The sequence below is a fragment of the Pseudomonas orientalis genome (genome assembly GCF_022807995.1).
Lineage (GTDB): Bacteria > Pseudomonadota > Gammaproteobacteria > Pseudomonadales > Pseudomonadaceae > Aquipseudomonas > Aquipseudomonas orientalis_B.
In genome coordinates this window covers 4,167,540-4,188,720 of sequence record NZ_CP094351.1, presented here as the reverse complement: position 1 = coordinate 4,188,720, position 21,181 = coordinate 4,167,540, and the positions used below count along the sequence as shown (strand labels likewise).

Sequence of the window (21,181 nt, the reverse complement as noted above, 5' to 3'; positions counted from 1 at the left end):
CCCCGATAGCGGTCTACCGGTTAAAACGCTCTACCAGCGAATACTGGGTATTGGCGGTATGCGTCAGCTCTTCACTCAACTGCGCCGAGTTCATCGCCTGTTCCGACGTCTGGTCCGCCAACAGCGCAATGGTGCTGATATTGCGGCTGATCTCTTCGGCAACCGCGCTTTGCTCTTCCGTAGCGGCGGCGATCTGGGTCGTCATGTCGGTGATATTGGCAACCGCCTCACTGATGCCCACCAACGCCTGATCCGCTTCCATCACCCGTGCCACACCTTCTTCGGCCTGGCGATGCCCGGCGTCCATGGTTTGCACAGCTGCGGCCGCAGTGCTTTGCAGCTTGGCGATCAGGGTATGGATCTGCCCGGTCGATTCGGCGGTGCGTTGCGCCAACTGGCGCACTTCATCAGCCACCACCGCAAAGCCACGGCCCATCTCACCGGCGCGCGCCGCTTCGATGGCGGCGTTCAATGCCAGCAGGTTGGTCTGGTCGGCAATGCCTTTGATCACATCGACCACGCCGCCGATTTCATCGCTGTCCTTGGCCAACTGCGTGACGGTGACACCGGTTTCCCCCACGGCAACCGACAGGCGCTGAATCGCCTCACGGGTTTCCCCGGCGATATCGCGGCCGCGACCGGTCAGGCGATTGGCTTCCTGGGTGGCATCCGCCGTGCGCTGCACATGGCTGGCGACTTCCTGGGTAGTCGCCGCCATCTGGTTGACCGCCGTGGCGACTTGTTCGGTCTCCACGCGTTGGCGCTCCAGCCCGCTGGAGCTGTTGTGCGCGAGGGTGTTGGACTGCGCCGCCTGGTCGTTGAGGTGTTCGGCGGTGTCCTGCAGGCGGGTGAGGCAGGTCTTCAGACGCGCTTCCTGGCTGAGGATCGACATCTCCAGGCGCGCCTGGGCGCCACGGCTGTCGGTATACATCTGGGCGATCAGCGGGTCCGACGTGGTCTGCTCGGCCAGGCGCAGCAAGCGCTTGAGGCCGCGCTGCTGCCAGCTCAGGCCCAGCAGGCCCAATGGCACCGACAACCCGGCCGCCAGGGCAAAGCCCCATTGGGAGGTGAGGGTGGCGCCGATCATGAAGCTCAGCTGGCTGACCAGAATAAACGGCAGCCAGTCTTGCAGAACCGGCAGCCACTTGTCGCGCTGGGGAACGGCCGACTTGCCCTGGTTGATGCGTTGATAGAGCGCTTCGGCCCGGCGAATCTGCTCGGCGGTGGGCTTGATGCGCACCGATTCGTAGCCTATCACCTGGTTGCCGTCGAAGACGGGTGTCACGTAGGCGTTAACCCAGTAGTGATCACCGGTCTTGCAGCGATTCTTGACAATGCCCATCCATGGCAAGCCTTGTTTGAGCGTCGACCACATGTGCGCGAACACCGCCGCCGGAACGTCCGGATGACGCACCAGATTGTGCGGGGCACGGATCAGTTCGTCGCGGGTGAACCCACTGATTTCGACAAAGGCGTCGTTGCAGTAGGTGATCACACCCTTGGCGTCTGTGGTGGAGATCAACCGTTGCTGAGCGGGGAAGGTACGTTCGCGCTGGGTAACGGGTTGGTTATTACGCATGATTGTTCAATCCGCAAGGCTTTCAGGGGGTATCGGCCATGCGGGGCATTTATTTAACTTATTTTTGCAACAATCCTGCGAGCAGCGTTGCCCCTGTAGGAGCGAGCTTGCTCGCGAAGCACTCAAGGGCAACGCGTTCATCCAGGATGCCCGCGAGCGTTGAAGTCCTTCGCGAGCAAGCTCGCTCCTACAGTAAGGCAGGTTTAGCCGGCGAGCATCGGGTAGGTGAACAACCCGAAGTGCAGCAGATTCAAGCCAAAATGCGTGGCAATCGCCGCGCCCAAACCGCCAAAGCGATAGGCCAGGCCGTAACCCACGCCGGCAATACTCGCCAGCAGCATCCACTGCCAACCCGCAGCAAAATGCACCAGGCCGAATAACAGCGAGGCCAGCAGCAGCGCGAGGTTCTCGCCGTAGGGCAGGTGTTTGAAGCGCCGACTTAGGCCGCCCTGGATATACCCGCGAAACAGCGCTTCTTCGACCAGCGTCACCAACAGCAGATTATTCAACACCCACAGCCACGCCTCGTCCGGCCATTTCGGCACCCAACTGATCATCCCTAGCAGCGCTGCACCACCCAGGGCGGCGATGGCGGCCAGGGTCAGGGCCACGGCCGTGACGCAGATCGACAGGCGCAATGAGCGTCGCGCCACAATCCATGGGCAGGCCAGCAGCAGCCAGAAGCCAATCAGCGGTTTGTCCTGGTTCAGGTACATCGAGAACGGCACTGAGTCCGGAGTAAAACGCTGGGGCGCAATACCGCGGCCGTTATAGAACCCCGGCAACCAATGCATCGCCAGGCCCAGGGCCAGGACGATAAACAAGCCGTGGCCAAGGTAGCGGGCCCAAGGGTTGCGTTGCTGGCGTACGGCATACCCGGCCAGCAGCAGCAGTGCGATGGAGACCGCCGCCAGTACGCCCAGTTGGCCGTAAATCAACGCCACGACATAGCCAATGGATAGTAGGGTGAGGTACAGCCAGGGCAAAGCAATCATGTGAAATCCTTCGAAAAAACCGGGCGGCATTATAGCGAGTGGCCAGGTTCTAGGGCATGAAAACGCCTCCACGTACAAGGCAAGGGGGAAAGGATTGCAAAGTATGTTTGCGGCTGGTTATAGTCGTCGCGTCTTTATCCCTTCAAAAAGATCAGCACATGCCAGCTTCCCAGCGCATAGCGGTAGTCGATTCAGCGGTCAACGCTGTGGTCGTGCCGTGCCGTGGCAAGCAGCCTGCGCAGATCAGTCACTACCCCCCACCTGTCAGTAGCACGCTGGTGTACGCAGTCGTATCACCGCCGGGTGTTGGCATTTCGGGCTGAACAGCTATTCGCTGTTGCCCCGTGCCTGCCTGAAAAAACCTACTGAAATTCAGTTTTTTTACTGAGTCGGCTTTTTTGCCTGATAACAGGTGGTAACCATGTCTGTGCTTTCGAAACAATCCGTGGCCGCGGCGGCCTCGACGAGCTTGTTTGTCTTGCTGTGGAGCAGCGGGGCGATCTTCTCCAAGTTGGGCCTGGCCCATGCTTCGCCCTTTGCCTTTCTGTTGATCCGCTTTGCCATCGCCCTGATGGGGTTGGTACTGCTGGTACCGCTCCTCAAGTTGACGCTGCCACGTCCCGGCAAGCCCATGCTGTATGCGGCGGCGACGGGCCTGGTGTTGTTGGGGGCCTATCAGATTTTCTATCTGCTGGCCCTGGACCTCAAAGTCACCCCCGGGGTGATGGCGACCATCATGGGCGTCCAGCCGATCCTCACCGTGGTGCTGATGGAGCGCCAGCGCTCCTGGCGCCGGCTGTTCGGCCTCGGGTTAGGGCTGGCCGGCTTGATCATGGTGGTGTACCAGGGCATCGGGCTGGCCGGCATGTCCCTGGCCGGGATGCTGTTCGGGCTGCTGGCGCTGGCGAGCATGACGTTTGGCTCGATCATGCAAAAGCGCATCACCGACAACCCGTTGGGCACATTGCCGTTGCAATACCTGGCCGGGATGCTGTTGTGCGCAGTGTTCGTGCCGTTCCAGCCATTTCACTTTGAACACGAGGCGGGCTTTTACCTGCCGGTACTGTGGATGGGGTTGGTGGTGTCAGTGCTGGCGACGCTGTTGCTGTATCGGCTGATCGCCCGCGGCAACCTGGTGAATGTCACCAGTTTGTTCTATCTGGTGACGGCGGTGATGGACTACCTGATCTTCGGCAACCGGCTGGCCCTGTTGAGCCTGTTGGGGATGGCGTTGATCATCGTTGGTTTGGTGTTTGTATTCCGTAAGTACTAAAACGCACCCCTGTAGGAGCGAGCTGCCTCGCCATAGGAGGTCGCTCCTACAGTTTTTGCGGGCGCAACACCAACCACAACGCCCCGGCAATCAACACCCCGCCATACAGGTGAGCCATGGACAGTGGCTCCTCCAACAGCAACGCACCCCACAACACGCCGAACGGCGGAATCATGAAGGTCACGGTCATCGACTTGACCGGGCCAATGGATGACAGCAGGCGGAAATACAGGATGTAGGCGAACGCCGTACACACCAACCCCAATCCCAGCAGCGACGCCCACACCTGCCAGCCGCCCCAGCTCGCCGGTGGCTGGCTGATGGCGCTGTAGGCAAAGAACGGCAGCAAAAACAACGTAGCGCCCAACATACTGCCCAAGGCTGATAAGCGACTGTCCAATCCGCCACGCCTATCCAGCCAGCGCCGCGCCAGGAAACCGGCAAAGCCGTAGCAGGTCGTTGCCAATAGGCACGCCAACGCGCCCATCAACAATTGCAGGTCAAATGCCACCGGCCCCGCACGCGTGAGCACGGCAACGCCAAACAGCCCCAAGGCAACGCCTGCTATTTTCGACGGCGTCAGGCGCTCGCTGAAAAACAACCCGCCAATTAACACACCCATCAGCGGCGTGGTGGCGTTGAAAATCGCTGAATAACCCGCCGGCAACACCTGTGCTGCTACTGAATACATGGTCGCCGGAATCCCGGAGTTGATCACGCCCAGCAGTAAAATGGTCTTGAACTTGCCCTGGAAATCCCAGCTCACGCGCATCATCGCAAGAATCACCAACAAGCCGGCGGCAGCGATCGATACGCGGAAAAACGCGGTCGGCACCGTACCGATTTCCGGCGCGATGATGCGCATGAACAGAAAACTCGCCCCCCAGATGGCGGCCAGTCCCAGCAAGTACAGGGTATCGACGGGTCTCACGGAAAATTCCTACGCAATCGGGCGGGGGAGTGTTGCCCAGCGTTCCGGTCGGCACAATCGTTAAGTATCGCCGTCGATGAAAAAATCCTCCTTTTCCTGCCTTGGTTCACTGGCTAAGCTCAGGGCTTCCAGCTACCCGTTCGAGGTTTCCGCATGTCGCAGTCCGCCCTCGCTATCGCCCGAATGATCCTCGACGGTTTCGACGACTACCGTGAGCACTTTCGCCAGATCACCGATGGCGCGCGCGAACGTTTCGAAAAGGCCCAGTGGCAGCAAGGGCAGGCGGCTTCGGCGGCGCGCATCAACCTCTACGAAGATAAGGTGGGGGAGGTCACGATGCGTCTGCGCGCTGCTTTCGATGCGGGCGTGTTGCAAGACATCGACCTGTGGCCGCTGGTAAAAAGTGCCTACATCGGCCTGATCGACCTGCGCTTTGACGATGAGCTGTCGGAAACCTGGTACAACTCGGTGTTCTGCAGCCTGTTCAGCCATGACCTGATCAGCGATAACTGCATGTTCATCCAGACCACGCGGCCCAGCCAGCGTCGGGCGCGGGCGGCGCAAACCCGCACCTACACGCCCGCCGGCAACCTGGCGCAGACGCTCGCGCAGATTTTCGCGGACTACCGCTTCAGTGAGCCCTACGCCGACTTGCCTGCCGACCTGCGCCGCCTGGAAGCCCAACTGCGGGAAAACCTGCCGGATTGGGTATGCAAGGATCCGGACCTGAACGTTGAGCTGTTTTCCTCGGTGCTCTACCGCAATAAAGGCGCCTACCTTGTCGGACGTATCTACACCCGCGACGAACAATGGCCATTGGTGATTCCATTGCTGCACCGCGAAGGGCAGGGGATTCAGATCGATGCGTTGATCACTGACGAAGCTGACGTGTCGATCATCTTTTCCTTCACCCGTTCGTACTTCATGGTCGATGTGCCGGTACCTGCGGAGTTCATCGACTTTCTCAAGCGCATCCTGCCCGGCAAGCACATTGCCGAGCTGTACACCTCCATCGGCTTTTATAAGCACGGCAAGTCGGAGTTCTATCGCGCCCTGATCAACCACCTGGCCACTACCGATGATCAATTCATCATGGCGCCGGGGGTGCGGGGCATGGTCATGAGCGTGTTTACCCTGCCGGGTTTCAACACCGTGTTCAAGATCATCAAGGACCGTTTCTCACCGTCGAAAAACGTCAACCGCGCCACGGTGATCGAGAAGTACCGCCTGGTCAAAAGTGTCGACCGGGTAGGGCGCATGGCCGATACCCAGGAGTTCGCCGACTTCCGTTTCCCCTTGAGCAAGTTCGAGCCCGACTGCCTCGCCGAGTTGCTGGAAGTGGCCGCCGGCACCGTCCAAGTGGAGGGCGATACCGTTTTGATCCGCCATTGCTGGACCGAGCGGCGCATGACCCCGCTCAACCTCTACCTCGAAAACGCCAACCCCGCCCAGGTACGTGAAGCCCTTGAAGACTATGGCCTGGCAATCAAGCAACTGGCGGCGGCCAATATCTTCCCCGGTGACATGCTGCTCAAGAACTTCGGCGTCACCCGTCACGGCCGGGTGGTGTTCTACGATTACGATGAAATCTGTTTTCTCACCGAAGCCAACTTCCGCCACATTCCCGCGCCGCGCACTCCTGAGGATGAGATGGCCTCCGAGCCCTGGTATTCCATCGGCCCGCTGGACGTATTTCCGGAAGAATTTCCGCCGTTCCTGTTTGCCGACGCCGGCCAGCGCAGGTTGTTCGATGAGTTGCATGGCGAGTTGTACAACGCCGATTACTGGAAGGGCCTGCAGGAGGCGATTCGTGCAGGGAAGGTGATTGATGTGTTTCCCTACCGGCGCAGGTGGGAAGACGTGTCCTGAGTCACTGAGTCGGCGTGACTGCGTAATTCTCAGCGAGCCCAAACTACCGGGAGTGGCTGAACGTGCGGTAGTTTGGGAAGAACGTATTGTTTGGCGTGAGGGTTGGTTTACAGGAACGGGGTGTCCTTGTTGGTTTCCAATATTTTATCGCTCCGGTTGATCAGGCGGTTTCGGGTCGTTTCGTCCGCAGCCTGGCTCTGAGCGGTCGAATTTTTCTGGTAGAGGGTATTCATCGATTCCTTATAGGCCTTATCGACGTTTTCAGTCGGCCGACCTTTGTCCTGCAATTCTATTTTTCGCTGCAGTAACCCTATGGGTTTATCAAGATGATTTTGGCTGACGGCGGAAGTCGGAAAATCCTTGGGCAGACTTCTCAGCGTTTCAATCGTCTTCCATGAGCTGGACGAGGCGCTTGAGGCCCCTGGGGTCGTGTATTCCGGAGTGCGTTGATGCTTTTCGGCAAAGGAATGGCCGTAGCCGCCGGCGCGTGAGTAAGACATACGATCTATTGGCATAGAAACTCCTGACAGCGTTGTGAGGGTTGAAGGTGAGCGCTGGATTTCAAACTCTGGACAGGGCACTCATCAGCATTCGCATTGCCATCGACGCTGGAGCGCTTTGAGTGATTCGATGGGCAGTCAGGCTGGTCGCTTGCGGCGTAGCAGCCTTGGGTATCTGCGGTGCGCGCGTACTCATCGCCTGGCTGTAGGTCGGTGGGTGCTCATAAGGGGGTGGATTATCTCTACGGGTGGTTTCAGCGAAAGTGGGCAGGCCATGTCTGGGCATAATCGTAATCATAAATGCAGGTTCCTTAGCTGATGAGCGTGACAGGCACGTTTGGCTCATTGAATCGGTTACACCGCATTCACCCAATCGGATTTCTGCTATTCAATGGTCCGAATGGTTTATCGATTTATGTAGGCAATTTCGATAAGACATCCAAGCCCGCACGGCTCATTTTTGATTGACCGTCTCAAGGCCGGAAGAAATCTGCGACAATCTTTCCCCATTCCATCGATCCACGCTGCGCAGGGCAGACCTGCCTCACCAAAAGACCCTTGCCACCCAGATGACTGACCAAGCACCCACCATAGATCAACTGCTCAAGACCCTCGATCACGCCATGCTCGCCGACCGTCACCGCTTGCGGCGCCAGTTGCTCGAGCTGCGCAAGAAACCCGACGAGGAGAAGCTGGCGCAGTGGGTGGCGCGCATGCAGGCGTCCTGTGCCCAGGTCACGGCGCGGCATGCGAGCCTGCCGGTGATCCGTTACGACGACAGCCTGCCGATTGCGGCCAAGCGTGACGAGATCAAGGCTGCGCTGAACAAGCATCAGGTGCTGATCATTGCCGGCGAGACCGGCTCGGGTAAAACCACCCAGTTGCCGAAGATCTGCCTGGAAATCGGCCGTGGCCAATACGGCCTGATCGGTCACACCCAGCCGCGTCGGATCGCTGCGCGCAGCGTTGCCAGCCGCGTCGCCGAAGAGCTGGCCACGCCGCTGGGCGCGTTGGTCGGCTATCAGGTGCGCTTCGAGGACCAGAGCGATTCCAATACGCTGATCAAGCTGATGACCGACGGTATCCTGCTGGCGGAAACCCAGAACGACCGCTATCTGGAGCGCTATGACACGATCATCGTCGACGAGGCCCACGAGCGCAGCCTGAACATCGACTTTCTGCTCGGTTACCTCAAGACGCTGTTGCCGCGCCGGCCCGACCTGAAAGTCATCATCACCTCGGCCACCATCGACCTTGAACGTTTCTCCAAGCACTTCGACGATGCGCCGATTGTCGAAGTCTCGGGCCGCACGTTCCCGGTCGACACCTGGTACCGCCCGTTGACCCTGGAACAGGACGAGGAGGGCAACCGCGTCGAGGACGACCTCACCGTCGACCAGGCGATCCTCGCCACCCTCGATGAAATCGCCGCCTATGAGCGCAGCGAACGGCGCAGCCCCGGCGATGTGCTGGTGTTCCTGCCTGGCGAGCGCGAGATTCGCGACGCCGCCGAGATGCTGCGCAAGGCCCAGCTCAAGCACACAGAGATCCTGCCGTTGTATGCGCGCCTGTCACCGGCCGAGCAACAGCGTATTTTCCAATCGCACCCGGGCCGCCGCGTGGTACTGGCGACCAACGTCGCGGAAACCTCGTTGACGGTGCCTGGCATTCGTTATGTGATCGACAGCGGCACCGCGCGCATCAGCCGCTACAGCTACCGCGCCAAGGTGCAGCGCCTGCCGATCGAGGCGATCTCCCAGGCCAGCGCCAACCAGCGTAAAGGCCGTTGCGGCCGGGTCGAGCCGGGCATCTGCATTCGGTTGTACAGCGAAGAAGACTTTATCGGGCGCCCGGAATTTACCGACCCGGAAATCCTGCGCACCAACCTCGCCGCAGTGATCCTGCAGATGCTGCACCTGCGCCTGGGTGAAATCACCGACTTCCCGTTTATCGAACCGCCGGACGGCAAGGCCATCAGCGACGGTTTCAACCTGCTGCAAGAGCTGTCGGCCGTGGACCGCAACAGTCAGCTCACACCGTTGGGCCGCCAGCTGGCGCGCCTGCCGGTGGACCCGCGCATGGGCCGCATGCTGCTCGAAGCGGCCAAACTGGGCAGCTTGCAGGAAGTGCTGATCGTGGCCAGCGCCATGTCGATCCAGGACCCGCGCGAGCGCCCGCCGGAGCGCCAGCAGGCCGCCGACCAGGCCCATGCGCAGTGGAAAGACGCGGATTCGGACTTCGCCGGGCTGGTCAGTCTGTGGCGCGGCTTTGAAGAACAGCGCCAGGAGCTGACCGCCAGCCCGCTGCGCAATTGGTGTCGGAAGAACTTTCTCAACTACCTGCGCCTGCGCGAATGGCGCGATTCCCATCGCCAGTTGAGCCTGATCTGCCGCGACATGCAGTTGACGATCAACAAGGAACCGGCGGATTTCCCGAAACTGCACAAGGCGGTGCTGTCCGGCTTGCTCAGCCAGATCGGCCAGAAGACCGAGGACGGCGACTACCTGGGGGCGCGTCAGCGGCGCTTCTGGATTCACCCTTCCTCGGGTATCGGCAAGAAGCGCCCGCAATGGCTGATGACCGCCGAACTGGTGGAAACCACCAAGCTGTATGCGCGCATGGTGGCCAAGATCGACGCCGACTGGATCGAACCGCTGGCCGGGCATCTGATCAAGAAAAACCACTTTGAACCGCATTGGGAGAAAAAGCGCGGCCAGGTGGTGGCGTTTGAACAGATCACCTTGTTCGGGTTGATCGTGGTCGGACGCCGGCCGGTGCATTACGGGCCGATCGATCCGGTGGTGTCGCGCGAGCTGTTTATTCGCGAAGGCCTGGTGCGCGGGGAAATCCAGTCCCGGGCCAAGTGCCTGGCGGCCAACCAGCAACTGCTGGAGCAGCTCGACGAACTGGAAGCCAAGGCGCGCCGCCGCGACATCCTGGCCGACGAGGAGACCCTCTACGCCTTCTACGATGCGCGCCTGCCGGCCGAGATCCATCAGACGGCGACCTTCGACAGCTGGTACAAGGCCAACAGCCAGAAAGACCCGCAACTGCTGATCATGCGCGAAGAAGACGTGCTGGCCCGCGAAGCCAGTGAAGTCACCGCCGCGCATTACCCGGACACCTTGCACCTGGGCGACCTGGCCCTGGCCTTGAGTTACCACTTCGAACCCAACCATCCGCGCGACGGCGTCACCCTGCGCGTGCCGGCGCCGTTGCTGCCGGCCTTGCCGGCCGAGCGCCTGGAATGGCTGGTGCCGGGGGTGATCGAAGCCAAGTGCATCGCCCTGGTGCGTAACTTGCCCAAAACGCTGCGCAAAAACTTTGTGCCGGTGCCGGACTTCGTCAAGGCGGCGCTGCAGCGCATCGAGTTTGGCCAGGGCTCGCTGCCTCAGGCGCTCGGCCGCGAATTGCTGCGCATGACCGGTGCGCGGGTCAGCGACGAGGCCTGGGCCGAGGCCGCGCAGCAGGTGGAAAACCATCTGAAGATGAACCTGGAAGTGGTCGACGGCCAAGGCAAGTTCCTCGGCGAAGGCCGGGATCTGGCGGAGCTGACGGCGCGTTTCGCCGAGGCCAGCCAGGCGGCGCTGGCGGTTCCGCAAACTGCAAAAAGCCAGCAGCCGGTGGAAGCCAAGGTGTTCGCTCCCGTGGCTGAGAAAACCCAGCAAAACATCGCCGGCCTATCGATGACCGTATACCCGGCGCTGGTGGAAGAAAACGGCACGGTCAGGGAGGGGCGTTTCTCCACGGCCGCCGAGGCCGAATTCCAGCATCGCCGTGCCTTGCAGCGCCTGCTGCTGCAGCAACTGGCGGAACCGGCGAAATTTTTGCGCGGCAAATTGCCGGGGCTGACCGAGTTGGGCCTGATGTACCGCGAACTGGGGCGCATCGATGCGCTGGTGGAAGACATCCTGCTTGCCAGTCTCGACACCTGCGTACTGGAAGGCGAAGCCACTCTACCGCGCGATGGTGCCGGGCTGGCCGCGCTGGCCGAGCGCAAGCGCGGCGGCTGGACCGAACACGCCGAGCGTCTGGCGCGCCTGACCCTGGACGTGCTGAAACTCTGGCATGGCCTGCAAAAACGCTTCAAGGGCAAGATCGACCTGGCCCAGGCGGTAGCCTTGAACGATATCAAGCAGCAGTTGAGCAACCTGGTCTACCCAGGGTTTGTGCGCGAGACGCCGGCGCAATGGTTCAAGGAGCTGCCGCGTTACCTCAAGGCCATCGAGCTGCGCCTGGAAAAACTGCCGAGCCAGGTGCAGAAGGATCGTGTGTGGAGCACCGAGCTCAGCGGCCTGTGGGCGCAGTACCAGAACCGCCTGAACAAACACACCCAGGAAGGCAAGCGCGACCCGCAGCTGGAGCTCTATCGCTGGTGGCTGGAGGAATATCGAGTGTCGTTGTTTGGCCAGCAGTTGGGGACCAAGGTGCCCATATCCGACAAGCGATTGAGCAAGCAATGGAGCCAGGTAGAGCCCTGAAGCATTCCCGGTTTCCTGAACTGAACAGGGTCAACTGTGGGAGGGGGCTGTGTGCAGCCGGACTATCGAGGAAATTTCCGACAAGGATCTGAGTCCAGTACCGCAGCAAGCAACTGGTAACACGGTCCCACTGTGGGAGGGGGCTTGCCCCCGATGACTGAGTGTCAGCCACTGATGCCTTGACTGATACGCCGCTATCGGGGGAAAGCCCCCTCCCACATTTAAACGGTGTTTGTCCGGGAAGTGGCGCCAAACCCCAGTGTTTGTGGCAAACTTCGCGCCCATAAATGCCGGGATCGTCGTAGCAGCGACGCGATGGAATAAAGCGTTGCCAGTTTGATGCCCGCTGGACGGAATCAAACGACCTACAGTTTGGTACGACGGTACCAATATCTTCTGCCTGACAGATTTAGAGGAACGACCGTGCATAACGTCGTCATCAGCGGCACTGGCCTGTACACCCCGGCCAACAGCATCTCCAACGAAGAGCTGGTGCAGTCTTTCAATGCCTATGTGCAGCAGTTCAACAGCGAAAACGCCGCGGCCATCGAGCGCGGCGACGTGCAGGCGCTGACTGAGTCCAGTGCGGCGTTCATCGAAAAGGCTTCGGGCATCAAGAGCCGTTTCGTGATGGACAAGGACGGCATCCTTGACCCGCAGCGCATGGCCCCACGCTTGCCCGAGCGCAGCAACGACGAATGGTCGGTGCTCTGCCAGATGGCCGTCGGCGCCGCCGAACAGGCCCTGCAACGCGCCGGCAAGACCGCCGCCGATATCGATGGCGTGATCGTCGCCTGTTCCAACCTGCAGCGTGCCTACCCGGCCATCGCCATCGAGGTGCAGGAAGCGCTGGGTATCCAGGGCTTCGGTTTTGATATGAACGTGGCGTGCTCCTCGGCCACCTTCGGTATCCAGAATGCCGCCAACAGCATCCAGCTGGGCCAGGCCCGGGCGATCCTGATGGTCAACCCGGAAGTCTGCACCGGCCACCTGAATTTTCGTGACCGCGACAGCCACTTCATCTTTGGTGATGCCGCCACGGCGGTGATCCTCGAGCGTGCCGACCTGGCCACCTCCGAGCACCAGTTCGACGTGGTGAGCACCAAGCTGCTGACCAAGTTCTCCAACAACATTCGCAACAACTTTGGCTTTCTCAACCGCACCGCCGAAGAAGGCATCGGCGCGCCGGACAAATTGTTCGTGCAGGAAGGCCGCAAGGTGTTCCGCGACGTCTGCCCGATGGTGGCCGAGTTGATTGGCGCCCACCTGGCAGAGAACCAGCTGAGCGTCACGGATGTGAAGCGCTTCTGGCTGCACCAGGCCAACCTGAGCATGAACCATCTGATCGTGAAGAAACTGCTGGGGCGCGATGCGTCGGTGGAAGAAGCGCCGGTGATCCTCGATACCTACGCCAATACCAGCTCGGCGGGCTCGGTGATTGCCTTTCACACTTATCAGGATGATTTGCCCAAAGGCGCCGTGGCCGTGCTCAGCTCGTTTGGTGCCGGCTACTCCATCGGCAGCGTGATCCTGCGCAAACGCTGATGGCGGAGCGGATTTGCACGTTTATATCGAGGTGTTGAATGGCAGCAGCGGACGACGCGCATCTGCTTGAACGCCTGCTCAAGGGTGAGCAGCGGGCCTACAAGGAACTGGTCACCACGTACCAGAGTGCGATGCGGGCGGTGGCCTATGCCATCGTTGGCCAGCGGCATGCCGATGAGGTGGTGCAGGATGCCTGGTTGTCGGTGGTACGCAACCTCTCAAGGTTCGAAGCGCGCTCCAGCCTGAAGACCTGGTTGCTGACCATCACCGCGAACGCCGCCAAGGGCCGCTACAAGCAGAACCGTCGGGAGGTGTTGCTCGACGACCTGCCTTCTCCCCATGGGACCATTGGTGATGAACGCTTCACGCCTGACGATGGGCACTGGGCGGTAGCCCCGTATGCCTGGCACCAGGACACGCCGGAAGCCCTGCTGACCGAGGAGGAATTGCGCAAATGCCTGGAGCATACGATTCTGAGCCTGTCCCAATTGCAAGGCAGCGTGCTGGTGCTGCGTGAACGTCAGGGCCTGGAGCTGGAAGAAATTTGTAATCTTCTGACGCTCTCGCTCTCGAATGTGCGTGTACTGCTGCATCGGGCGCGGCTTAAAGTCTTTGCCACAGTGGAGCACTTTGAGGAAACGGGCGAATGTTGACCTGTAAAGAACAAGTGGCACGGTCCAGTGACTATCTCGATGGGCAATTGACCTTTCGTGAGCGTCTGCTGGTGCGTCATCACTTGCTGTTCTGCCCGAACTGCCGGCGGTTTATCCGTCAGATGCGCCTGATGCAGGCGACGTTGCGGATCATGCCGGACGAGCCGGTCAAGGATGCGGATGTGCTGGCGGAGCGACTCGCTGCCGAGCGGCGTAAAGACTTGTAGGAGCGAGCTCGCTCGCGAAAAACGTCAACGATAACGCGGGTATCCAGGATAAACGCGCTGCCTGTTCGTTCTTCGCGAGCGAGCTCGCTCCTACAGTGGTGAGGTTAGAACTTGGCTTCAGCATCCAGCTGCAGGGTGTTGGTGTTGGCATCACGCTGGGTACGGCTGGCGTAGTCTGCCTTGGTCAGGAAGTACGTGGCGCCCAGAGCGAAGTTCTTGTCGATGTCGTAGCTGACCTTCATCTTGTGACCGCGCGAACCGGTGGTGCCGTTGGCGAAGTCCGAATCGGTGAAGGCGCCCACAACTGCGTCACGTTGCGTATCGCGGTAGTTATAGTCGAGGTTGAAACCGAACACCTTGGACTTGGCACCCACCAACCAGGCGGTATCCTGATCGGTCACGGCATCGTTGTTTTTCACGTACTGGCCATAGAACGCCAGCGGCACTGCCAGGCCACCGATGTCGGCTTGCGCAAAGCCTTCATACAAGCGGAATTCGTTATTGGCCGAGTTGCCGTTGACCGCCAGTGCGCAAGGCGTGGTGGTGGTCGTGCAGCGGCTGTCCTTGTCGTTCTGGTAGGCGTAGACACTGCCGCCCAGGGTCATTTTCAGGTTGTCGGTCAGCGAGAAACGCGTGCCCAACTGGCCGGACGTCAGACGCAGGTCATGGCGAAATTGCACGCCGTCGCCGTCGACGTTGTCCTTGAGGTTGTAGTTACCCAGGCTGCCGAACAGTTCGGCACTGCTGCCCAGCGGGTATTTGTAGGTGACAGCCAGGCCTTCGGGGTTGATGTCGCTATCCCAGATCACATCGCCCATGCTCACCCACGGCTGCAGCATCTTGCCGCCGATCACGTGCAGGTTCTTGATCTGGTCCGGGTGGTAGTCGATATAGCCGAGGTCCAACCAGATCGATTTCTTATCGAAGTAACCATCCTGGTCCTGGTTGGTGGAACGCGCATCGTCGCCGCCACCTGTGGCGATACGGATACCGGTGTCCACTTGCGGGTTGATCTCGGTGTAGGCACCCAGACGGGCGCGGATACGCTGACGGTCCTTGTCACGCCCACCGTTGTTGGGTTCGCCATCGATCTTGATGGTTTCCTGGCGGAAGCGCACATCGCCCTTGAACTGAGTCTTGGCGGCCCACGCCAGCTTCTGGTCGAAGCTGCTCAGCTCGTTGGTCTTTTTCGCGGTGGCCGCGATCTGTTCGTTGGTTTCCTGTTGAGCCTGCCGTGCGATCTGCTGTTCTTTCTGATCCTTGGCCAGTTCGTTCTGCAATTCGGTGTACTGCGAAGCAGTGATCTGGCCGTTGGCCTTGAGCATGTCGAGCAACTTAGCGTCGACTGCAGCGCTGGCCGGAACGCTCAGGGCCAGCAACAGGCCGCCACACAGGGCCGCCGCAGTTTTAGTGGAAGCAAGACGCATATCAATCTCCGAAAGTGAGGAGGGGTAACAAACCCTCCAGGACACAACCGACCGCTGACGGACGGAAAAAAGGCCACCTGGCAAACCCGGGTGCTCTAAAAACAGGCGTCAGTATCGCGGCGGTTTATGACGCAGTAGTGGCTAAGTGATTTCATCTATATGACAATTCGTTTGCCCACGGAACTATTGATTTCGAGTTGTGTCAGGCGATTTTTCCGGGTGTGCGCCGGGCTGCGATAGGCGATACTCGCCAGGCTTTCACGCCCCAGACAGAGAAGATGCCGATGCCGTTGCAACGCCTGGACAGCCTGTCCCAAATCGCCCCGCAGGCCTGGGATGCCCTGGCGTCACAGGCTCAGCCGTTCGTGCGGCATGCGTTCCTGAGCGCGCTGGAAGACAGTGGCAGCCTGGGGGCCCACTCGGGCTGGCAACCGGAGCATTTGCTGCATTGGGAAGGCGAGCGGCTGATGGCGGCATTGCCCGGTTATCGCAAGTGGCATTCCTACGGCGAGTATGTGTTCGATCACGGCTGGGCCGACGCCTGCGCGCGTGCGGGCATCGACTACTACCCCAAGCTGCTGACGGCGGTGCCGTTCAGTCCGGTCAGCGGCCCGCGGCTGCTGGCCGCCAACGCCGAGGACGGTTTCGAGCTGCTGAACAGCCTGCCCGGTTACCTGGAAATCGAAGGGCTCTCCAGTGCCCATATCAACTTCACCGATCCGTTGGCTGACGACGCGCTGGCTCGGCAACCTGGCTGGTTGCAGCGCCTGGGCTGTCAATTCCATTGGCAGAACCGTGGCTACCGCGACTTCCAGGATTTTCTCGACGCCCTGAGTTCACGCAAGCGCAAACAGATGCGCAAAGAGCGCGAGCAGGTGGCGGGGCAGGGTATCGAGTTCGAGTGGCTGCAGGGCCATGAGCTGAGCGAGGCCCAGTGGGATTTTGTCTACGCCTGCTACGCCAACACCTACGCGATACGTAGGCAATCGCCGTACCTGACCCGGGCGTTTTTCAGCCTGCTGGCCGAGCGCATGCCCGAGGCGATCCGCGTGGTATTGGCCAAACAGGGCTCACGCCCAGTGGCCATGGCGTTCAGCCTGATCGGCGGTGACAGCTTTTACGGCCGCTATTGGGGCTGCCTGGCCGAATTCGACCGGCTGCATTTCGAGACCTGTTTCTACCAGGGCATGGACTACGCCATCGCCCACGGCCTGCAACGCTTCGACGCCGGCGCTCAAGGCGAGCACAAGCTGATTCGTGGCTTCGAACCGGTGATTACCCATTCGTGGCATTACCTGCGCCATTCGGGGCTGAAAAACGCCGTGGAGGATTTCCTCGAGCGCGAGCGAGTGGGCGTGTTGGCGTATGCCGAAGAGGCGAGGTCGGCGCTGCCCTATCGGCAGGCCTGAGCCACCGGTCTGGCAGACCTGGTCAAAGAAGCCGAAATAGCTATTCTGTATGTACAAAAGTACATACAGGGCGTGCCATGCATTTTGAGTGGGATGATTCAAAAAATAAGGCCAACATTGCTAAGCACGGCATCGATTTCAACGACGTTCCGGATATCTTCAGACATCCAATGCTGGCCTTGCGCGATGATCGAGCGGATTATAACGAAGAGCGTTGGATCAGTATTGGCTGGATCAAATTATTGATTGGTGTTGTCGTATACACCGAACGGCGTGGCGATGTAATCCGTATCATTTCCGCCCGAAAAGCAACCAAGAAGGAGGCCAAATATTATGACGCAAACATCGAAAACTGATTGGGAGCGCCTGGCCAAGATGAGTGACAAAGATATTGATACCAGTGAAATTCCTGAACTGGATGCTGAGTTTTTTCGACGTGCTGAACTGCGTGTTCCTGTGAAGCAGGCGGTCACCATTCGACTTGATGCCGATGTTTTAGAGTGGTTCAAAGGTCAAGGCACTGGCTACCAGACCCGTATTAACCAGCTTTTGCGCCAATACATGCGGGCTCATCAAGGCTGATCAACACGTTAAAAAGGTCGGCGCTGCCCTATCGGCCGGCCTGACCGTAAGATCGCTCCCACGCGCAGCGTGGGAACGATCAAGGCCCGCTCTCATTTTGAGTCGTGTGGGTCTCGGTACCTTTAATCGATGCCGACAAACCCACCCGTCTGGTGCTGCCACAACCGCGCATACAGTCCGCCATGGGCCAGTAATTGGGCGTGGCTGCCGCTTTCGGCAATCCGGCCTTTCTCCAGTACGACCAGGCGGTCCATCCGCGCGATGGTCGACAGCCGGTGCGCGATCGCGATTACGGTCTTGCCCTGCATCAGGGTTTCCAGACTCTCCTGGATCGCCGCTTCCACCTCGGAGTCCAGCGCTGAGGTGGCTTCGTCCATGATCAGGATCGGCGCGTCCTTGAGCAGCACGCGGGCGATGGCGATCCGTTGGCGCTGGCCACCGGAAAGTTTTACCCCGCGTTCACCCACATGGGCATCCAGCCCGGTACGGCCCTCGGAGTCCGACAGCAGCGGGATAAACTCGTCGGCGCGCGCCTTGTGCACGGCGGCCCAGAGTTCTTCGTCGGTGGCCTGCGGCTTGCCATACAGCAAGTTGTCGCGGATCGAGCGGTGCAGCAGCGAGGTGTCCTGGGTGATCATGCCGATCTGCGCACGCAGGCTTTCCTGGGCAACTTCGGCGATGTCCTGGCCGTCGATCAGGATGCGGCCACCTTGCAGGTCGTACAGGCGTAGCAGCAGGTTCACCAGAGTCGACTTGCCCGCGCCGGACGGCCCGATCAGGCCGATCTTCTCCCCTGCCTTGATCTCAAGATTCAGGCCGCCAATGATCCCGCTCTGCTTGCCGTAGTGGAAATCCACCTGCTCGAAACGCACCAGGCCATGGGGCACTGCCAGGCGCGGGGCGTCGGCGCGGTCGACCACCGCGAGCGGCTGGGCGATGGTCTTGAGGCCGTCCTGCACGATGCCGATGTTTTCGAAAATGCCGTTGACCACCCACATGATCCAGCCGGACATATTGACGATGCGAATCACCAGGCCGGTGGCCAGGGCAATGGCGCCGACGGAAATCAGCGACTGCGTCCACAGCCACAGGGCGAGACCGGTGGTGGTGACGATCAGCAGGCCGTTCAGGACGGTGATGACCGCGTCCATGCTGGTGAGCACGCGCGCCGCCAGTTGGGTTTTTTCGGTTTGCTCGACAATCGCTTCCTTGGCGTATTCCTGCTCATTCTGCGTATGGGCAAACAGCTTCAAGGTGGTGATGTTGGTGTAGCCGTCGACGATGCGGCCCATGAGTTTGGAGCGTGCTTCGGAAGAGATCACCGACCGCTCCTTGACCCGCGGCACGAAGTAACGCAATGCCAGGCAGTAGCAGATGATCCAGATGATCAACGGAATCATCAGGCGCCAGTCGGCCTCGGCAAACAACACCAGCGAGGTGATGGCATAGATCGACACATGCCAGATGGCTTCCGCTGTTGCCACCGCTGAGTCACGCAACGAGTTGCCGGTTTGCATGATGCGTTGGGCGATGCGCCCGGCGAAATCATTCTGGAAGAAATTCAGGCTCTGCTTGAGCACATAGCTGTGGTTCTGCCAGCGGATCAGGCTGGTCATGCCGGGGTTGATGGTCTGGTGCACCAGCAAGTCATGCAGGCTGTTGAAAATCGGCCGCAGCAGCAGGGCGACCACTGCCATCCAGATCAGCTCGGTGCTGTGCACCTGGAAGAAATTCGCGGGCGGCGTGCCCTGGGCCAGGTCGATGATGCGGCTCAGGTAGCTGAACAGCGCAACCTCGATCAGCGCACCGATCAGGCCCACCACCAACAGCGCGGCAAAACACGGCCACACCTGGCGCAGGTAGTAGAGGTAGAAGGGCAGGACTTTATCGGGCGGGGCCGCGCTGGGAGCATCGCGGAAGATGTCGATCAGTTGTTCAAAACGACGATAGAGCATTAGGCTTGACGCCCGCCGTGCGGGCTCTCCTTTCAAGTGCGCACGTCGCCTTGCGGGCAACGTGCGGAAGTTCCCGCGGACCTCAGTCGATGCGCTTGGCCGACTTGATCAGGACAGGATCGATTGGCACGTTCTGCATGCCTTGCTTGGTGGTGGTCTGGGAGTTGACGATCACATCAACCACGTCCATGCCCTTGACCACTTTGGCGAATACCGCGTAACCGGCATCGCGCCCCGGGTCGAGGAAGGCATTGTCGGCCACGTTGATGAAGAACTGGCTGGTGGCCGAGTTCGGGTCATTGGTGCGCGCCATGGACAAGGTGCCGCGCACGTTATGCAGGCCGTTGCTGGCTTCGTTCTTGATCGGTGCTTCGGTCGGCTTCTGCGACATTTGCTGGGTGAACCCGCCGCCCTGGACCATGAAACCCGGGATCACACGGTGAAAGATCGTGTTGGTGTAGAAGCCCTTGTCCACATAGGCGAGGAAATTCTTGGTGCTGATCGGCGCCTTGACCGGGTCGAGTTCGATTTCAATGTCGCCATTGGTGGTGGAGATCAATACGTGGGGCGCCTTGGCGGGCTCGGCCGCCATCAGGTTGGCAGCGAACAGAACGGAACCGGCAAAGAAGGCGATTTTTTTCAGCATGGGTCAGTGATCCTGGGTAGTGGGGTCGACGGTCTTTGGAGAATCGAGCAGAGTAGCGTTGATGACCCCGGTTGGACAGGTGATTCTGGAACGTTGTTCCTGTCGCCGCAGCCCACAATCGGGTCCAGGCTTGCGCGATTGAACCCAGGTCATGGGTGCACTCCATTTCAGGCTTGACGAGGCGCCGCGAAGGGCGCGTCCAGCGGAGCAGTATCAAAGGTGCGCAGCAACTCCACGAGGATCTGCGTTGCCGGCCCCAGGGGTTTGTCCTTGTTCGAGTACAAATAGAACGTGGGGTGTCGGCTGCCGCCCTGTTCCAACGGCAATTGCTTGAGCACGCCTTCGGCGAGTTCGCGCTCTATCATGTGCCGGGGCAACCAGGCAAAACCCAGGCCGCTGCCCACGAACGAGGCGGCGGTGGCCAGGCTGCCGACGGTCCAGCGTTGTTCGGCGCCGAGCCAACCCACATCACGCGGTTGCTGGCGCCCGGAGTCGCGGATGACCACCTGCATCTGGCTTTCCAGGTCCTGGAAGCTCAACTCGCGTTGCATGCGGTGCAAAGCATGGTCGGGATGGGCCACGGCAACGAATTCCACATCGCTCATTTCGGTGCCCAGGTAACCGGGAATGCTGAAGCCGCAGATCGCCAGGTCGGCCACGCCTTCTATCAAAAGCTCTTCGACACCGGACAATACCTCCTCACGCAAGCGCACCCGGCAGCCTCGGCTCTGCGGCATGAAGGCGGTCAGGGCGCGTACCAGGCGTGCATTGGGATAGGCTGCATCCACGACCAGGCGCACTTCGGCCTCCCAGCCTTGTTCCATATGATGGGCAAGATCTTCCAACTGGCTGGCGTTTTTCACCAGTTGCCGGGAGCGGCGCAGCAGCACTTCACCCGCATCGGTGAGTACCGCCTTGCGCCCGTCGATGCGCAGCAGCGGCACGCCGAGCTGGTCTTGCATGCGCGCCACGGTGTAGCTCACCGAGGACTGCGAACGGTGCAGCGCTTCGGCCGCCTGGGCGAAGCCGCCATGGTCGACCACGGCCTGCAATGTGCGCCATTGATCAAGGGTAACGCGGGGCGCTTTCAAGATGAGCTCCTCTTGTCC

The 21,181-nt window shown here is 60.3% G+C and carries 17 protein-coding genes; 9 read left to right on the top strand and 8 right to left on the bottom strand.

Annotated features, from left to right (window positions below; genetic code table 11):
- Positions 1 to 13: 13 nt before the first annotated feature.
- Together MRY17_RS18540 and MRY17_RS18535 are read right to left on the bottom strand one after the other, a co-directional pair.
- The gene (locus MRY17_RS18540) at positions 14 to 1,579 is read right to left on the bottom strand and encodes a methyl-accepting chemotaxis protein (protein WP_191952182.1); all 1,566 of its coding nucleotides are present in this window, start codon (positions 1,577 to 1,579) and stop codon (positions 14 to 16) included.
- A gap of 203 nt (positions 1,580 to 1,782) precedes the next feature.
- Positions 1,783 to 2,574, bottom strand: a complete 792-nt coding sequence (locus MRY17_RS18535; RefSeq protein WP_243352666.1) for a CPBP family intramembrane glutamic endopeptidase — start codon at positions 2,572 to 2,574, stop codon at positions 1,783 to 1,785.
- A 421-nt stretch (positions 2,575 to 2,995) separates the two neighbouring features.
- Between MRY17_RS18535 and MRY17_RS18530 the strand changes: the two genes are divergently transcribed.
- Complete coding sequence (locus tag MRY17_RS18530) at positions 2,996 to 3,847, top strand: DMT family transporter (RefSeq protein WP_243352665.1); 852 nt, start codon at positions 2,996 to 2,998, stop codon at positions 3,845 to 3,847.
- Between the two features lie 46 nt (positions 3,848 to 3,893).
- Here the strand turns inward: MRY17_RS18530 and MRY17_RS18525 are convergent, their stop codons facing one another.
- A complete protein-coding gene (locus MRY17_RS18525) occupies positions 3,894 to 4,778 on the bottom strand; it encodes a DMT family transporter (RefSeq protein WP_181283356.1) in 885 nt (294 codons plus the stop codon).
- Positions 4,779 to 4,931: 153 nt separating this feature from the next.
- Here MRY17_RS18525 and aceK point away from each other — a divergent pair, with 153 nt between their 5' ends.
- A complete protein-coding gene (gene aceK, locus MRY17_RS18520) occupies positions 4,932 to 6,647 on the top strand; it encodes a bifunctional isocitrate dehydrogenase kinase/phosphatase (RefSeq protein WP_191952179.1) in 1,716 nt (571 codons plus the stop codon).
- A 107-nt stretch (positions 6,648 to 6,754) separates the two neighbouring features.
- On the opposite strand, the gene MRY17_RS18515 is transcribed toward aceK, so the two are convergent.
- Complete coding sequence (locus MRY17_RS18515; protein WP_181283358.1) at positions 6,755 to 7,162, bottom strand: hypothetical protein; 408 nt, start codon at positions 7,160 to 7,162, stop codon at positions 6,755 to 6,757.
- A gap of 554 nt (positions 7,163 to 7,716) precedes the next feature.
- On the opposite strand from MRY17_RS18515, the gene hrpA reads away from it, so the two are divergent.
- The 4 genes from hrpA (at position 7,717) to MRY17_RS18495 (ending at position 14,053) form a co-directional block, all read left to right on the top strand.
- Positions 7,717 to 11,628 carry an ATP-dependent RNA helicase HrpA gene (gene hrpA / locus MRY17_RS18510; RefSeq protein ID WP_243352664.1) on the top strand — a complete coding sequence of 1,304 codons (3,912 nt, stop codon included), beginning with the start codon at positions 7,717 to 7,719 and terminating at the stop codon, positions 11,626 to 11,628.
- Positions 11,629 to 12,051: 423 nt separating this feature from the next.
- Positions 12,052 to 13,173: a beta-ketoacyl-ACP synthase III gene (locus tag MRY17_RS18505; RefSeq protein ID WP_243352663.1), complete on the top strand. Its 1,122-nt coding sequence runs from the start codon at positions 12,052 to 12,054 to the stop codon at positions 13,171 to 13,173.
- Between the two features lie 38 nt (positions 13,174 to 13,211).
- The gene (locus tag MRY17_RS18500; RefSeq protein ID WP_181283361.1) at positions 13,212 to 13,826 is read left to right on the top strand and encodes an RNA polymerase sigma factor; all 615 of its coding nucleotides are present in this window, start codon (positions 13,212 to 13,214) and stop codon (positions 13,824 to 13,826) included.
- Entirely contained in the window at positions 13,820 to 14,053 is a 234-nt protein-coding gene (locus MRY17_RS18495; protein ID WP_181283362.1) for an anti-sigma factor family protein, read from the top strand. Before MRY17_RS18500 ends, MRY17_RS18495 begins: the two co-directional genes overlap by 7 nt.
- 104 nt (positions 14,054 to 14,157) lie before the next feature.
- On the opposite strand, the gene MRY17_RS18490 is transcribed toward MRY17_RS18495, so the two are convergent.
- Positions 14,158 to 15,480, bottom strand: coding sequence for a putative porin (locus tag MRY17_RS18490; RefSeq protein WP_124424544.1), 1,323 nt, complete (start codon positions 15,478 to 15,480; stop codon positions 14,158 to 14,160).
- Positions 15,481 to 15,764: 284 nt separating this feature from the next.
- Here MRY17_RS18490 and MRY17_RS18485 point away from each other — a divergent pair, with 284 nt between their 5' ends.
- The 3 genes from MRY17_RS18485 (at position 15,765) to MRY17_RS18475 (ending at position 17,471) form a co-directional block, all read left to right on the top strand.
- Positions 15,765 to 16,889: a GNAT family N-acetyltransferase gene (locus tag MRY17_RS18485; RefSeq protein WP_243352662.1), complete on the top strand. Its 1,125-nt coding sequence runs from the start codon at positions 15,765 to 15,767 to the stop codon at positions 16,887 to 16,889.
- A gap of 77 nt (positions 16,890 to 16,966) precedes the next feature.
- Positions 16,967 to 17,245 (top strand): BrnT family toxin, encoded by a 279-nt coding sequence (locus MRY17_RS18480; protein ID WP_191952176.1) that lies wholly within the window; start codon positions 16,967 to 16,969, stop codon positions 17,243 to 17,245.
- Positions 17,223 to 17,471 carry a BrnA antitoxin family protein gene (locus MRY17_RS18475; protein WP_191952175.1) on the top strand — a complete coding sequence of 83 codons (249 nt, stop codon included), beginning with the start codon at positions 17,223 to 17,225 and terminating at the stop codon, positions 17,469 to 17,471. Before MRY17_RS18480 ends, MRY17_RS18475 begins: the two co-directional genes overlap by 23 nt.
- Positions 17,472 to 17,593: 122 nt before the next feature.
- Here MRY17_RS18475 and MRY17_RS18470 read toward each other — a convergent pair whose 3' ends face one another.
- The 3 genes from MRY17_RS18470 to MRY17_RS18460 all read right to left on the bottom strand — a co-directional run bounded on the left by MRY17_RS18470 (position 17,594) and on the right by MRY17_RS18460 (position 21,163).
- Positions 17,594 to 19,426 (bottom strand): ABC transporter ATP-binding protein, encoded by a 1,833-nt coding sequence (locus MRY17_RS18470; protein WP_191952174.1) that lies wholly within the window; start codon positions 19,424 to 19,426, stop codon positions 17,594 to 17,596.
- A gap of 82 nt (positions 19,427 to 19,508) precedes the next feature.
- The gene (locus MRY17_RS18465; protein WP_057721259.1) at positions 19,509 to 20,072 is read right to left on the bottom strand and encodes a peptidylprolyl isomerase; all 564 of its coding nucleotides are present in this window, start codon (positions 20,070 to 20,072) and stop codon (positions 19,509 to 19,511) included.
- 167 nt (positions 20,073 to 20,239) lie between these two features.
- Positions 20,240 to 21,163 (bottom strand): LysR family transcriptional regulator, encoded by a 924-nt coding sequence (locus tag MRY17_RS18460; RefSeq protein WP_124359342.1) that lies wholly within the window; start codon positions 21,161 to 21,163, stop codon positions 20,240 to 20,242.
- Positions 21,164 to 21,181: the final 18 nt, after the last annotated feature.